Here is a 15,031-nt window from a genome sequence, read left to right as displayed (position 1 = left end):
TCAAGGAGTGAAAACTGTCAAACTTGGGTTAAAATGCAACACTACTCTGGAGATAAAATTAAAGTACAATAACTGATCAAAGAGTAAGACAGAAAACCAAGGAGTCTTTAGCTCGGTAGCAGTTCATACCTAAACTTTTTTCAGGGCAAATCAAATTCAATAGATTTAAGTACTATGATTGATTAGGAGAATTGTAATAAAGATAGATAAGTAGGATTAAGGATGCTAACCAGTACAATAACCTCAACGAGTGCAGTGTCTTCTGCAGCCGGGGCAATATCAATGACCACGGGCACAGGATTACCAGAGTATGGTGTGCTGGCAGTGATAGCCCTTATCGCATTGCTCTCAGGAAAGGAGATACTTTCTGCATCTGAAAAGTGGAACAGGGACCTAAGCCATTCCCTCAATATGGGAATTGGTCCATTGCTTGTTGCTTTTGTAGCAATAGTTGTGTTTAAGGTTGCAGATATCATTTATGCATGAAGTCAAGAGGTTTCCCTACTTGACGCTTAAGATTTAAGCTGCTGTTTTAGAGTAAAATATATCAAGCTTCAGACTGACACATCTGCTTCAAGTCTGACTATCCAATATATCTTTTCTGTGAACCTACTCCGATTTCTCAAAAGAAACCAAGGCCGGGACCAATATGAGGAATGATGCCAAACAGGAACACGTTTGTGAGGCCATGGATCATAGTGATCAGATACAGACTTCTGGTCCTGATATATATGTATCCTATCACAAGACCTGCAATTGTTGTCATGAGAACTTCATATATTGTACCATAGCCAGAGTGCATGACACCAAAAAGTGCACTTGCTATCAATAGTGCCGGCCAGATACCAAGCGTTTGTTGCAGTCTTGTTTGCAGGATATATCGGAATATGATCTCTTCAATAAGTCCTACAAAAATGATCATAACTATCGATAATTGTAGCAGGCTCATGAATGAAAGATCCGGTATGAGGTAACCAGCTTTAATAATAGCGTATTCTCCTTGTGCAATTGCAAGAGCTACAATGACTGCAATAAAGGAATATTTTACGCGATCTTTCTTCATTTCATCACTTATTCGAAATGAAAATTGAAAATCCTGTGCATTGAGAACGATATATATGGGGATAATTAGTGGAGCATAGATGAAGATGAATATATATAATGTCGTTTCAAAGAAAACAGGCATCGATATATTCACAAGCCTTAGAAGTGATAAAAGCATCAGGGCCTGAAAGACCATTGTAAGTTCCCTGTTATGGAAATAAACGGAGGCCAATGGCAAGCACAGGATAATGCCAACGTGCATCCAGATAGAAAGATAATGCTGACCTACAAGTAACAAAAGTTCTGCGAGCATGATGAAAAACACAGGCACAAGTATAATTCTTGCATCATTCATCAATTGTTCCGATATATCTGAGATGTTCATAATCTTCAACCTGCCCCCGGCGTTCAAAAGAGACAACAGTGTTCTTTTTCTTGTTGCATTCAGCAAAAAACGCAGACGTGATCAAGACATAGCATATATTCTTAAGGAGAATATATGCTTTACCATATAAATTCCCGGTCAGACCGAGCAGCGGTGCTTTGAAAAGAGAGTAGGATTATATATAATAGTCAGCCAATACAATAGCCAGCCGATACAATTAGGAAAAAGAAGGAAGAAATATGGATATGCCCGATGGAGTTGCCTGGTTCTTAATAGTTGCAGTGATGTTCATTGTAGCTTACGTGGTCTTATGGCTCTTCAACTCTTTATTGAAAAAGGGTACGAAGAAAGGAAGGAAAAGCAAATTCTCAAAGCTTTATAGTCCTAAAGGGCTGCACAAAGCTGGGAAATCGACAGGGCCGCGCAGGTCTTCCAGGAAATAAATATGCAAGGACAAATGTGAAAAGAAATTTAAGTGAGGGTTCAGAAATGTCAGAGAAGCATTTAATGGAAAGTCTGAAGTCTCTGCTCAAAGAGCAAAAACTTGCAGTACTTGCAAGTTTTCATGAGGAAGAGCCTTATACGAACCTTGTGGGATTTGTGACCACTGACGATCTTAAATATATATTTTTTGTAACCCCTGTAGCTACCAGGAAATATTGTTACCTCATAACTTCCCAGAAAGCATCCATGATGATCGATAACAGATCCAATAACGAGAGTGATTTCAATGATGCTATGGCTGTTAATGCGACCGGGAAAGTCATGGAGGCTGAGAAAACAGATGAACTTAAAGATCTATATCTGGAAAAACACCCGTATCTCCATGATTTCCTGCTCTCTCCGTCATCCGCCCTGATGAGAATGAAGGTCAAAAGCTATATAGTTGCAAGCAAGTTCCAGAATGTTGTGGAGATAGATATGTCATAAGCGGGATGAAACATTGGGAGAAAGAGCTGAACTTCTATTAAAAAAAAGAGATTAGACTCCCTTTGAGCTCATGAGCTTAATGAACTCTGTGGATTCCATCACTACACTGGTCTCTATATAGCAAATATCAGACCATGGCAGGTTGAATTCAGCAAATGCTTTGGCATCTTCGGTTTCGTAGAGCATGAAATACCTTCCACCGGAGATATCCACCCATTGGTTCTTGATGCTGACTCCCGATGGTGGCCTCAGTTTCTTAAAGTGTTCAATGATCTTTTCACTGTTCTCGGGTTCCCACGTGCTTGTACTAAAGAATAACATTTTACTCCTCCTGATCATATTTCCTGCAAACAGAGCACGAAACTCGCTTTCTGCACTCTGCCCTGATTATATACAGAACTGAAGACTATATAATAGATTGTATGAATGTTGAAGGATATCACATAATCAAAAAAATTAAATGATTATGAACTACCCGACTTTTCTTAGCAACAACCTATTTGCTACCTTAATCACTTCTTAGTGGCAGCAAAGTATATCATATAGACTGCTGAAAGACCTACTACAATATATACTATTCTCGACAACAAAGACATTTCACCAAAGATCGCCGCTACAAGGTCAAAGCCGAATGCCCCTACAAGACCCCAGTTGAGACCACCGACAATCAATAGAGCTAATGCTACTAGATCAATGGTTTTGAACATACCCACATTCTCACCTCCTGTTGAAGTGTTTTACATTATTATTCATGTAAATACCTGTATATAATAATTTTGCTTCTAAAATAAATTACTTAACATGGCATCTATGCTCAATTCCATCAGATCCATGTTAATAGGTCTGGAATTAAACGACATGATGAAGGTATAATTATCCACAGATATTGAGAAAAAGCATAAAAAGTCAGCCGGAGGGGTGCTCCGGCGTCTACTTCTTTAAAGAATCGATTATACTCTGTGCTGATGCAATCCATTCATCCGCATGGACCGGATCAATGGCTTTTCCATTTTGAGCTTTTACCTGGTTGATGAAAGCATTTAACTGATTGGCAGCAGCATTCTCATTTTCCCTAGAAACTGATCTAAGTGCTGCATCCAGCGTTGCCTGGAGTGCCCTGTCGATCGGTCTTTTCAGGTTCTCGGAAGCTACATCTGATTTGAGAGCGATGATGTCAGCCTTAACGTTTGGTGGGATCAGTACAGCATCGATCACATGCACTACACCATTGTCAGCCTGGATGTCAGCAACAGTGACCTTAGCATTGTTGATGAACACACCATCTTCGTTTATTGTAACCAGAATGTTCTTGCCCAATAATGTGGTGGCAGTCATGCCATCTGAAAGATCTGTTGAATTTACTCTGCCGCTTAGCACATGGTAAAGCAATATGTTGGTCAGATCCCCTGAAGGATCCTCCAGCAAGGCATCAAGTGTGCCCGTGGGAAGTGCTGCAAAGGCATCGTCTGTTGGAGCGAATACTGTGAAAGGTCCCTCTCCCGCAAGAGCACCTTCTAGACCAGCAGCAAGCACTGCGGCTTCAAGGGTGTTATGCCTTGGACTGTTGACGATGATGTCCACAACAGTAGCTGGCGGTATCAGTACAGCATCGATCACATGCACTACACCATTATCAGCCTGGATGTCAGCAACAGTGACCTTAGCATTGTTGATGAACACATCATCTCCAATTATTGTCACCAGAACATCCTTGCCCAATAGTGTAGTGGCAGTCATTCCATCTGAAAGGTCAGTTGAATTTACTCTGCCGCTTAACACATGGTAAAGCAATATGTTGGTCAGATCTCCTTGAGGATCTCCGAGCAAAGCATCAAGTGTGCCCGCGGGAAGTGCTTCAAAAGCTGCATCGGTTGGAGCAAATACTGTGAAAGGTCCTTCTCCTGCAAGAGCACCTTGAAGACCAGCAGCAAGCACTGCGGCTTCAAGGGTGTTATGATCTGGACTTTCAACTATTATATCCACGACAGTGGTTTGCGTGTTTGCACTAGCAGAGGCTGTCAAAGAAAAAATGACTGCGAAACATACTAAAAACAATAGAGTGTTTTTATATTTCATTTTATAACCCCTTATTGGCATTTAAGCCCAATAAACATGGTATTTAATAGCATATATACGTATTCCATTTTTTTAGCATGTTAATCATATTTAGACAATTAAAATATTTGAAGTGGTTGGGTATCCATTACCGGTTATTGTAGCTGCAATCACTCATTTAAACCCAAAAAAGAAACTTAAATCTCTCTCACTCTTTATTGGTTTTGTTCAATGCATAAATATCGCAAGCATTCTAGCAGGTATCGCCCCTGCAAGCAATGCTCAGGTAACTGAAAAGCAGAAACACTTGTCTGCGACTTTAGCTGGTGGTCGTTGACACGGGCAAAATATCAAATATGATACATGGACATATAATGCAATATCAGAAAAACGTGAGGATACTCTCTGACAGGTGGAGGAGTGGTCATGCAAAATCGGATGAAGGAGCATCAGCTAGAAGAAGAGCAAATAACAGGGCTCTTAGAAAGGGCAACTGTAGGCAATCTTGCAACGATCGATAAAAGTGGATACCCGTATGCTGTTCCAGTGCATTTCATTTACCATGATGGCAGAATTTACATTCACGGGCTGCCACATGGACAGAAGATCAGCAATATATTGGCAAACGAGAAAGTATGCTTTGAGGCCCATGATATGAAGGGCCTTATACTCGATGAGGCACCTTGTGATGTCAACACGGAGTATGAAAGCGTTGTCATTATTGGAACAGCAGCGCTAATTGATGATCACAGTCTAAAAGAGGCTGTTCTGGACAGGGTCGTGGAGAAATATACCCCTTCTCTCAAGGGAGCAGCATTGCCCGACAATATGGTCAGGGGAACAGCCATAATAGAGGTGACCATCAAAGAGTGCACTGGCAAATATTATAAATGACCTTGTCGTTTTTCCAAAAATTATTCCAAATAGATGGTGTTTGGTAAGGATGTTGGGTAAGAAGATACAAACCTCGTATCCATACACTTTTTCTGTGTTCCTTATGACATTTTCGATAATGTTGAGGAAGCATTTGTTTTCTGGCAAAAACAATAAGCTATAAAGACCTGTAGTTTCTGATAATCACATGCATCCACTTAAATTAATTTGAGATGAGAAATAAAAGATCATTAATAAGCCTCAATTGAATACATTTAAATTTTAAATAAATTTTTCAATAAATATACCAATATATAGAGATATATATTATAATTAGTTAGGGAGTAACTTATATATGTAAGCGTGCTAAACTAAATTACCTACGAAAATTAAACAAAAACATGTGGAGAGGTAGAAATGAAAATGATAAAAATATTAATGTTGTTAATTGTAACAACAGCTATACTTCTAGCGGGCTGTACAGAACAGCCTCCGGAAACAGATGTTGATGAGACAGATGTTAATGGAACAGATGTTGACGAAACTGATGCTAATGAAACTGAAGAGATGAATATTGTAGATGTTGCTGTAAGTGCAGGTTCATTCAACACCTTGGTGCAGGCTGTTCAAGCAGCAGGACTTGTCGAGACCTTAAGCAGTGAAGGGCCCTTTACTGTGTTTGCACCAACAGACGAAGCATTTGCAGCATTGCCTGAGGGAACTCTTGATGCACTGCTGGCAGATGAAGAAGCACTGAGAGCTGTACTCACATATCACGTTGTAGCCGGAGAATATATGGCTAGCGATGTTATTGAAATGGAATCACTGACGACAGTACAGGGCGAAGAAATCGCTATCCTTGTAGCTGACGGAAATGTTATGGTAAACAATGCCACTGTGATACAGACAGACATTGAAGCTAGCAATGGTGTAATTCATGTCATAGACCAGGTGATATTACCACCATCAATGACTTAAGGGATGTGAACTACCAGCCCCGAAAGGGGCTGGCATTTCTGGTACTTATCTTTTAAAGGCTTTACATGCATTCTTTTTTCTATTTTGCCCGGAATTGAATTATCTGACAGATTTTTCAGATGGGAGAGGTTTGTAACTTACAGTTGTTGAGGTAAAATGACCTCATACCCTGAACATCTTTCTGGAAGATTCGACCACATCCGCCATCTGCGCGAACGGAATGCCCATGGCTATCTCTCCTTTTGCAAGCCCGCCCAGGACACGGCTTCCGGTGCAGCCAAGGCTCACATTCACCTTCTCCTGCAGGTATGGCTGGGCCACGCTCTCCACGCACATGCTCTGCAGGGCGGCAAAGCTCGCATGGAGCCTTCCGCCAAAGCGATAAAGCACCGCCTGGGAAAGCTTCATCATCTTATCAGGACCTGCCACGATGACCACCACATCCGGAACAAGGGGCGCCTTCTCAAGGGCAGAGTACACAACAGCCTTAACTGATCCGGCAGGCATCAAGGGCATCTCGTCGATGGCACTCTTTGCCGCCTCAAGGGAACTGAAGCAGCCAAATGAATAATAGAACTCACCCGAAGAGATCTCGCTGCACCTGCCACCCATCCCTAGTGAGGACGCTCCGATATTGCATTCCTGGTCCGCCAAAAGAGCATAGAATGGCTCCTTATTTTTTCTGGCGCGGTCCACCATCTCACAATGCCGCAATTCACCCTTGATCCTCGGAATGGTATCTGGTATTTCCTCGTCGGGCCTGATAAAGGTCACTGCGACAGGAGATGTTTCCAGTTTAAGGATATCTTTCAGCTGCCGTCCCATCTCATGTATCTCTTCCATGTCCATTGATGATCTTTCCTATAGTTTCCTGTGATTTCAGAGTAATACTATCAGTAAAAAGAAAAACATCTACTTGATATTGTCCATAGGATGAACACCGTCAGGGATTCATCAAGGATACATCTGTACAGTTTCTTTAACACCGTATGAGGAGGGTGTAACGAATTCAGCAACAGTTGATGCACCTGATTCAGGTGTCAGCACAATGTTCACTGTTGTCCTTGGGACAAGGTTCAGTTGCGAGGACACAATCGTTCCAGAAGTATCAAGAGCCCCCATGTGAGAGCGTCCTGCAGCAGTTGATGATGTCGTTGCAAGATACACCACGATAAGGTCACCAGTATTCATCACAGGATTGGCCTGTGAGAAGGAACCGTCCTCATCACGTATCTTATCTACAGTATAATATTTAGTTGGAGCTGCAGGAGTAGTCAGTAATGCTTTCAAATTGACAGCGGCGTCTGAATCACTAAAACAAGCCATCCTGTTATATGTCTTCTCGTTACCTGCATATACCAGATTATGTGCTATTGTACCGTCAGTTATTGATATAACTACCTGATTCACATCGACAGGAGAACTGCCAACGTTAAGACCTACCGAGAGCTTGAGCATATCAATAGTAGCAGAAGTATCACCATAAGCATTTTTTGCGCGCACTCCTTCGATGTTCTTGACCATCAGGTTGGATGACACTTCCTGGGTCGACTGCTTGCCTTCCCACATACCCAGATGCAGAAAAGACACACGAATGATTATCCAGCCGACCTCGGATCTCTGTAGCCGGAAGTAGATGGGAATAGTAAATGAATTCTTTTCCCTCCCGGAGATATCGAGGCTGGCAACCAAGCATTCGGTTTTTACGAGTGCAAGGTTATCAGACATCTCTGATGAAATAATATTTATCTCCTTGATGCCTCCTGCCTGGATGTCTTTGTTCTTGAAGAACATAGTGATAGTTGCAGGCGCAAGGAAATCACTACCCTGATACATAGCAAAAGCTGAACCAGGGTCGCCTTCATTGACAGCATTCAAAAAGTTCATGACCAATGTTTCTACTGCTCTCTCCTGTGATGGAAATGGGCTTACATTATAATGATCAAGGATATCCGGAATGACCAGCTCCCTAAGTGGAACATCATTGATGATCGAAAAAACGATAAAAGCTGCTATTAAGATCAAGGCAACCGAGCTATACTTCATCCTGTACTTTCCGGAGGGAGCAGTGTTCTTCTCAGCCTTTTCGGCTGCCGCCCATTCTCTCAACCTTCGTGTCTCAAGTGCTTTCCGTTGCTCATCCCTTTTCTTCAACCGCTCCAGTTCCTCATGCTTGCGCCTCTGACGCTCTTCTTCCTTTTTCCATAGATCGTCTTCATTCTCATCAGCGTGCCAGGCAACATTATCAGCTGTATTCACCATAACAGCCAAGGACTCGGCATTGTTACCCGGCATGGCACCATCATGAAAACTCAAAGAGGGGGGACCCTGCTCTGCTGGTGAGCTGCTTTGTTTCACAGCAGAGTTTATGGTACTGATGAAATGATTGTTTTTGATGACACCTGCATCCTTTAACGAGCTTGCAGTACCCACGAGGTGCTGGAACCTGGAAACTACCTCATCGAGGAAATCCTGTGTCCCGGTGGTTCTTGATGAAACAGCCTTCAGAATTACCTGAGTAAGAGCATCTTTCTTTCTTATAAGAACGGTCAGCAGGTAATAAGATTCCTCACCTGAGAATCCGCCTGAGAGGTACACTATTCTGCCGCAATCCACAGCATGCTCTCCTACCTTGTACATACAATTGGCGCACGTCTGTAAAAGAAATAAAAGAACCTGGTCAACATATACGCCTTCAAAGTTCAGACCGGCTTCTGAAGAACGACTCCCGGAAGAAAGGTCAAGGAACTCACCCATTGATATTGGTATTGGACATACGAAAGGAAATATGCAATGTACATCCCTGGGTTCCATTGTGAGAACATTCTTCTCCCAACGATGGTCACGGTAAGTGATATTAGCTTCAATCAGTTCCTTATGAACACAAGCAAGAGGTTTGAGGACGAATTTCACAACACGAGCAACGGCAGGTGGAATACTGTCAAGTTTCTGTACCCTGTCGCCTTGTAATTTCAACAGCGATTCATTATGACCAAGTGTAACCTCTAAGTCGTTAATGACAAAATCTGTATTGTTGGTGATCCATATATTGAATAGAATGCTGTCATCAGGAAGGATCTCGTATCCTCTGCCTATTTCAATACTCATCAGTCGATCACAATAAGGGATTTGCATCTTACTATAAATATACTTTGAATATGTGGCTTTGCAAGCGCCCGGTTCTTGACTTTCAGCGGTGTGACCGGAGCTGCCCGAAGGCGGCTTCTTTATAGCGAGGATTTATTCTTGTGCCAAGGGATATAGTGGTTTTGAAATATCTTTTTATATTTCCTCTCACATGAGTAATATTATGGAGATTTGAGAGGATAGATTAATCTTAATATACGCCAATAGAAACATGCGAAATGGAGAATTCTAAATGAAGATATGCGTAACAGCCTTATCGGCCAGTCTGGATTCACCAGTGGATCCCCATTTTGGAAGGTGCTTCTACTTTGTCATTGTAGATACTGATTCTATGGAATTGGATAGTGTCAGGAACACAACAACTTCTGCTTCCAGTGGTGCAGGCGTCCAGGCAGCTAATCTTATCATAGACAAGAATATAGATGCACTCATCACAGGGAGTGTTGGAGCTAAAGCCTTTTCAATGCTCACATCAAAGAATATAGATGTTCTACCCTTCATTGAAGGTTCTGTCGCAGATGCGATACAGGCTTACAAAAATAATGTTCTTAAAAAACTTGAAGCCCCGAACTCCCCTGGAGCGCACAAACCAGGACAGCACAACCGCATAAACTGGAAATGACCATTTTCACGAAGTAATCAGCTGGAAAGCCTGCTTCAAGACGTATATGCGATTCCCCGAGCATTACTTGCTACTGAAAATACAAAAAGTTTATTTTTGAGTGAACTATTCAGATTACTTCTTAAATGTAAGTTTAAGTGCCCCTTGCACAGACGATTCGGACCTCATAATTTTTCCGTTGCTGGTGTAAAATAGTGTTCCCCCCGGATTTCCTGCTACAGTACTCTTAGGAATCTCGTTGGTCCCGATGCAGTTCTCATTATACCATTGCGAACTTTTATCCGCTGGCAGATGCTGAATCATTATTTCATCAGAAGACAGAGAAGAGACCAGACAAATGCTATTCATTCGGTTCTCATACATCCTGTTTTGCTTCTCTGAAACTCTTTTTTCCATTTCTGTGGCCATGTGTATATACATGGTATTTATACTACTTCAATGTGTGCAAGGTTAGAAGAGTTCAGGGGAAAACGTCAATCACTGAGTTTACAAAGAACACAGAGAGTTAACAGCTTAAGAATAAGGTACGAGAGGTTCTCTGTAAACCCTGTGTACTCTGTGTGGCTGACTTTGTCGAGATATGCATTCCATGAGCATTTCTGCAAGCCAGCGTACCAACAAATTATAATAATCACTAGAACCACATAATCTTCTATTTAAATTTACCAGGAGTGTGCTGTCTTATATGGTGCCCGGAAAAAGTGTCCTAAAAGCATATATTGACCTTACAAGAGCACACTTCTTTTTTGTCTGGCCACTCCTATTCTGTTCCGGACTGATGCTCGCCTTTGAGGAAATGGGAGGGTTTTCATGGCAGTTGACCATTAAAGCTGCACTCATCGGGCTTATGGGATTTGAGGCCGGCCTTGTGCTCAATGATTATGTAGACAGGAAAAAAGACAAGCTTGATGTAGAGTTTAACAGGCTTACAAGGTATTGGAGGCCTTTTGGGAGCAGGCCGATCCCATCCGGACAGATAGACCAGAAAAATGCTCTTCTGCTATTCTTCCTGCTGGTCACACTTACAACTTTGTTGATACTGACACTTCCATATCCCAATTCTCTTTATGTGCTGGTGCTGATGGGATACTCCTACTGTGCAGAATATTTCTATCAGGTAAAGAAAAGGGATCAAAAGTATCCCATTGCTCAGCTGGCAGGCAGAACAGACCTGGCTCTCTTCCCTGTTGCAGGATATCTCTGCTATGGCAGCCCGGACAGCACTGCACTCCTGTATTTCATTTTCCTGTATCCCTGGGCCCTGGCACATCTGGGGGTTAACGATCTTGCAGACATAGTGAACGACAGAGCAAGGAAGATGAAGTCTGTGACCGTGCTATACGGACTTAAGGGCACAGCATACTGGATACTGGGCTTCACCATCATCCATGCCCTTATAGCAACGCAGTTCATGGCAAGACTTGGAACCATGGCGTCCTATGGGTTCACACTGGCCTTGACAATGCTTGTTGCCGCAAATTTCCTCATTCTTAACGGAAAAAGCCCTGAAGCCGGACAGAAGGCTCTCCCCCTGTTCCACGCCAGCTTGCTGATATATGCATTGTCCATCATTATGGACTATTTTGTCGGGTAACCGCTCCCGGAAACCGGCATTTCAGCCTAACGTCAACGGTCAATGGCGAGATGTAGCTCAGGCCCATCAGCTTCCCGACCATGTGATCCCAAAGCCTTCCGCCAGACTCTCCAGGACATCCATGAACGGGAAATACTGCAGGAACTCAGGAGCCTGTGCAAAAGGATAAGTCCACGCTATCCATATGACCGCCACCAGGACCAGTACCTCACAGGCGAACAAAAGCCAGGCTGCAAGGTCCGATTTAACATAGCTTGCCATCACATCCAGACCTGCCAGGATAAATATCACCGGCCACTTTTCAAGTATAGCCCACCAGAATCCAGTGGGCAGCATATTGAAATTACCGGCCAGGAGCAGGAGTCCGGCTGCGATGAGCACCAGGCCGTCCATGATGCCTTTGCGGTGTTTCATAAGCTCACCTGCGGCGTCGAAGTATTATCCATATGCCGACAAGCACGATAAGCAAAGGCCACATGATCCCCCAGTTGAACCACCAGAACAGGCCCAGCCTGGAAAGCAGAAAGAAAGCACCCAGCAGAATAAGTCCGATTCCAAGCCAGACTGCCGGATCAACTGTATCTTTTTTCGGTTCCACTTCCCCTGATGACTGCTCACCTATCACGACAACCTCTTCCTCTTCGGGGACCGCTCCATTATCTTCGGGATCCACCCGGAGTGCCTTTTTCTTTTTCTCTTCCTCAGGGACTATTATTACCATGAGTATGTATATCCATATCATGAGCCCGTCAGTTGCAAAAGCAGCAATGACAAAGATAAGCCTGACAAGTGTCGGATCTGTATCGAAATATTTCCCGACACCACCCGCCACCCCGGCAAGCATACGGTCATCCCTGCTGCGTGTCAGTCTTTGTTTCTTCTCCATAGCATGAACTCCTTATGTTACTTTCATCTTTTGACCCGTTGACCTTAATTATTAAAATAATAATAGATGATACTATTTAAGAGCAGGGTTAGAAGGATGAGATAAAGAGCTTGCGACACTCCAGGTATCCCGCTGCTTTGCATGAAGCGGAAAACAAAGAGCTATACCAGCCACCTGCTAAGCTCTCCTCACATCAAAACAGGAAAAATGATATGAAGCTCGTTGAGTTTCATTAATGGTCACTTACTCTTGCTTTCTCTGGAATATGAATTTCAGTATTCCATGACCAAAGTACAGGCTTTGTACAGGTCAAAAAAAGAAGGACAGCAGTTTCAGGGTCATTGCCCGAGCAGACGAATAAAGACTAATAGGATACTACCCGGCAAATGACTTTCAAATGCCCAATGCACTGCGCTTGTCCTCGATGTGTTCCATCATCATGTCAACAGCTTTCACACTGTCTGTTTCTACGTTGAGGAGACCTCCTGTTATGTCTTTGCAATCATGGGTGAGCAGCTTCACAAGGTCAGGACCACCTGTGACCGTCGGGACCGGGTTCACGTGCGTGTGGAGTCCCAGGGCCAGGGCAAAGACAGCATCTATAGTAGCCTTCTGCTCCATATACTCAGGTGCTGTCGCCACCACTGGCAGGTCAGGGATCGCAACCCCGCCAAGGCCCGCAGAAACCGCGGCAAGCAAGTCTGCCAGTCTTCCGGTATCGGTACATGTCCCGTAGCTCAGTACAGGCGGAACTCCCAGAGCCTCGCAGACGGACCGAAGCCCCGGACCTGCAAGCTCTTTGGCTTCAGGGCTGCAAAGTCCTCCCACCTGCATGGCACCGTTGCCGCATCCCATGGAGAGCACAAGCACATCCCGTTTGATAAGTTCCTTTGCGATGGCTATGCTATGGTTATCCTGTCCATTATCCCGCAAAGTGGTGCAGGATACAAGACCCGCTACCCCGCGCAGTGTTCCCGCCTTGATGGCATCCAGAAGCGGGTCAAGCTTCCCGCCAAGCGCATCCAGTATGCTCTCCGTTGAAAATCCCACGACAGCTTCAGTGAGCGGCTGTCCTGTTATCGGCACTACGGTTGACCTTCGCTCCTTGAAATTATCGATTCCAATCTGAAGCAGCTGTGCCGCCTGTTCACTTGCTTTTTCGGGTACGTACTCAACACGGTCCGTGACCCCCTCAAAGGATATCAGGTCGCTTACCGGAATGAGCTTGAACCTGTACTTTTCCGCATACAGGGGATCTATAGGCATGGAACAGTTCATATCAGACACAAATACATCCACACAACCGCTTGCCATAACGGCTTCCTGCATTATCCAGTTCCCGGTGAAACCATAGAGCACATCATCCATATCCCATCTCTGGATCATTTCCTGTCCGGTTTCTATATTTGCAATGATCCTGAGACCCTTTGCACCCACTCCTTTTGCCTTTTCCTGCCACTCTGCCTGTCTTGCAAGCTGCACCATGGCAAATCCCAGGAAAGGTTCATGGCCGTTGGGCAGTACGTTGACATAATCAGGATCCAGCACCCCCAGGTCCACACGCATATTATGCGGCCTGGGTATCCCGAAGATCATGTCCTGACAGTATTCGTTGACTATCTGGCTCTGGTATGCCATGGCTATTCCAAGTTTCATTGCCTTTAAGGCCAGGCTAACGTAATTCCCGTCCACGTTCGTCAGACAGGAGCTTGTGGCCCTTAATATCTCGGTGTGGATGCCACCTGGAAAGATACCAAGCTTTCTCCACAATTGCTGGCGCTCTTGCGGGGCAAGCAGTTCAACTATCCTGCTAGGATGCCCGTATTCCCTGTTAAGATCCGCTTCCACAAAATCGCATAGTTTTAAAGCAACATCATTTGCCGGGCCGGAACTGTCAATCCCAAGCCTGCCCGCAAAGCTTCTCAGCTTTTCTTCTTCGACTATCTTAAAAGGGGTCTCGCCCTTAGCAGTGGCCCTTAGAGTTTTGATGGTTTGTGTCGTATGATACTGGTAAGTGGAAGCTCCCATGACATTACGCAGAAGCATCATGCGCATCGCCATACCATCAGCCGTTATCCCGCATACCCCTCTCTTGTCCTTTGCCGCATCGGCGCGGCAGGGGCCGTTGGAGCAGAGGTCACAGCGCATCCCGCCCTGGCAGAAGCTGCATCTCCTGTCAGGGTTTCCGCCCATTCCCTGAGCCTCATACCGGTCCCAGATATTTGTCATGCCGTCTTCTTTTATTCTCTTGTACGCTGTGCGCACTGACTTATGATACGAGATCCTATTTTCTTCCACAAACATCCCTCACTGAAAATGTCCTATTCATTTGAAAATTGGGCTGGCAACTTAAATACCCATTGAGAGAGTATAATCTGCATTCATCAGTGCAGATTAGGACCATGGGAAAGATTTCTAAAGATGTTTTGGCAGAAATGCTTGTAAGAGGTACAAGTACTAATCAAAAGAGCATAAATACCGGGGCAGCCCGCCGGACTGGCTTCGGGCAGTTTCAGC

At 44.2% G+C, this 15,031-nt stretch carries 17 protein-coding genes; 7 read left to right on the top strand and 10 right to left on the bottom strand.

The features are described from left to right. Positions 1-222: 222 nt before the first annotated feature. On the top strand, positions 223-486 hold the full coding sequence (locus tag Q8J68_RS07655) for a hypothetical protein (protein WP_305310931.1): 264 nt from the start codon (positions 223-225) through the stop codon (positions 484-486). 136 nt (positions 487-622) lie between these two features. Here Q8J68_RS07655 and Q8J68_RS07650 read toward each other — a convergent pair whose 3' ends face one another. Next, the gene (locus Q8J68_RS07650) at positions 623-1,063 is read right to left on the bottom strand and encodes a CPBP family intramembrane glutamic endopeptidase (protein WP_305310930.1); all 441 of its coding nucleotides are present in this window, start codon (positions 1,061-1,063) and stop codon (positions 623-625) included. A gap of 605 nt (positions 1,064-1,668) precedes the next feature. Here Q8J68_RS07650 and Q8J68_RS07645 point away from each other — a divergent pair. Next, complete coding sequence (locus Q8J68_RS07645) at positions 1,669-1,872, top strand: hypothetical protein (RefSeq protein ID WP_305310929.1); 204 nt, start codon at positions 1,669-1,671, stop codon at positions 1,870-1,872. Between the two features lie 46 nt (positions 1,873-1,918). Then, positions 1,919-2,359, top strand: coding sequence for a pyridoxamine 5'-phosphate oxidase family protein (locus Q8J68_RS07640; RefSeq protein ID WP_305310928.1), 441 nt, complete (start codon positions 1,919-1,921; stop codon positions 2,357-2,359). A 51-nt stretch (positions 2,360-2,410) separates the two neighbouring features. Here the strand turns inward: Q8J68_RS07640 and Q8J68_RS07635 are convergent, their stop codons facing one another. The 3 genes from Q8J68_RS07635 to Q8J68_RS07625 form a co-directional block, all read right to left on the bottom strand. Beyond that, the gene (locus Q8J68_RS07635) at positions 2,411-2,680 is read right to left on the bottom strand and encodes a DUF3303 domain-containing protein (RefSeq protein WP_305310927.1); all 270 of its coding nucleotides are present in this window, start codon (positions 2,678-2,680) and stop codon (positions 2,411-2,413) included. A gap of 191 nt (positions 2,681-2,871) precedes the next feature. After that, entirely contained in the window at positions 2,872-3,066 is a 195-nt protein-coding gene (locus Q8J68_RS07630; RefSeq protein ID WP_305310926.1) for a DUF378 domain-containing protein, read from the bottom strand. Positions 3,067-3,289: 223 nt separating this feature from the next. Beyond that, positions 3,290-4,381 carry a fasciclin domain-containing protein gene (locus Q8J68_RS07625; RefSeq protein WP_305310925.1) on the bottom strand — a complete coding sequence of 364 codons (1,092 nt, stop codon included), beginning with the start codon at positions 4,379-4,381 and terminating at the stop codon, positions 3,290-3,292. A gap of 459 nt (positions 4,382-4,840) precedes the next feature. Here Q8J68_RS07625 and Q8J68_RS07620 point away from each other — a divergent pair, with 459 nt between their 5' ends. Beyond that, entirely contained in the window at positions 4,841-5,308 is a 468-nt protein-coding gene (locus tag Q8J68_RS07620; RefSeq protein WP_305310924.1) for a pyridoxamine 5'-phosphate oxidase family protein, read from the top strand. Between the two features lie 396 nt (positions 5,309-5,704). Further along, complete coding sequence (locus Q8J68_RS07615) at positions 5,705-6,265, top strand: fasciclin domain-containing protein (RefSeq protein ID WP_305310923.1); 561 nt, start codon at positions 5,705-5,707, stop codon at positions 6,263-6,265. Positions 6,266-6,427: 162 nt separating this feature from the next. Here the strand turns inward: Q8J68_RS07615 and Q8J68_RS07610 are convergent, their stop codons facing one another. Both Q8J68_RS07610 and Q8J68_RS07605 read right to left on the bottom strand, forming a co-directional pair. Further along, positions 6,428-7,114 (bottom strand): DUF169 domain-containing protein, encoded by a 687-nt coding sequence (locus Q8J68_RS07610; RefSeq protein ID WP_305310922.1) that lies wholly within the window; start codon positions 7,112-7,114, stop codon positions 6,428-6,430. Between the two features lie 105 nt (positions 7,115-7,219). Then, positions 7,220-9,373, bottom strand: a complete 2,154-nt coding sequence (locus tag Q8J68_RS07605; protein ID WP_305310921.1) for a hypothetical protein — start codon at positions 9,371-9,373, stop codon at positions 7,220-7,222. Positions 9,374-9,644: 271 nt separating this feature from the next. Between Q8J68_RS07605 and Q8J68_RS07600 the strand changes: the two genes are divergently transcribed. Continuing rightward, positions 9,645-10,034, top strand: coding sequence for a NifB/NifX family molybdenum-iron cluster-binding protein (locus Q8J68_RS07600; protein ID WP_305310920.1), 390 nt, complete (start codon positions 9,645-9,647; stop codon positions 10,032-10,034). A gap of 114 nt (positions 10,035-10,148) precedes the next feature. Here Q8J68_RS07600 and Q8J68_RS07595 read toward each other — a convergent pair whose 3' ends face one another. Next, on the bottom strand, positions 10,149-10,442 hold the full coding sequence (locus Q8J68_RS07595; protein ID WP_305310919.1) for a hypothetical protein: 294 nt from the start codon (positions 10,440-10,442) through the stop codon (positions 10,149-10,151). A gap of 277 nt (positions 10,443-10,719) precedes the next feature. On the opposite strand from Q8J68_RS07595, the gene Q8J68_RS07590 reads away from it, so the two are divergent. Further along, positions 10,720-11,628, top strand: coding sequence for a UbiA family prenyltransferase (locus Q8J68_RS07590; RefSeq protein ID WP_305310918.1), 909 nt, complete (start codon positions 10,720-10,722; stop codon positions 11,626-11,628). A 66-nt stretch (positions 11,629-11,694) separates the two neighbouring features. Here Q8J68_RS07590 and Q8J68_RS07585 read toward each other — a convergent pair whose 3' ends face one another. The 3 genes from Q8J68_RS07585 to cooS all read right to left on the bottom strand — a co-directional run bounded on the left by Q8J68_RS07585 (position 11,695) and on the right by cooS (position 14,812). Continuing rightward, positions 11,695-12,042 (bottom strand): LiaI-LiaF-like domain-containing protein, encoded by a 348-nt coding sequence (locus tag Q8J68_RS07585; RefSeq protein ID WP_305310917.1) that lies wholly within the window; start codon positions 12,040-12,042, stop codon positions 11,695-11,697. Between the two features lie 4 nt (positions 12,043-12,046). After that, positions 12,047-12,514, bottom strand: coding sequence for a PspC domain-containing protein (locus Q8J68_RS07580; protein ID WP_305310916.1), 468 nt, complete (start codon positions 12,512-12,514; stop codon positions 12,047-12,049). A gap of 393 nt (positions 12,515-12,907) precedes the next feature. Next, positions 12,908-14,812, bottom strand: coding sequence for an anaerobic carbon-monoxide dehydrogenase catalytic subunit (cooS, locus tag Q8J68_RS07575; RefSeq protein ID WP_305310915.1), 1,905 nt, complete (start codon positions 14,810-14,812; stop codon positions 12,908-12,910). Positions 14,813-15,031: the final 219 nt, after the last annotated feature.

It is taken from the genome of Methanolobus sp. (assembly GCF_030682845.1).
Lineage (GTDB): Archaea > Halobacteriota > Methanosarcinia > Methanosarcinales > Methanosarcinaceae > Methanolobus.
Note: the sequence above shows the minus strand (reverse complement) of the source record. Positions and strands in the feature narration are given on the sequence as shown.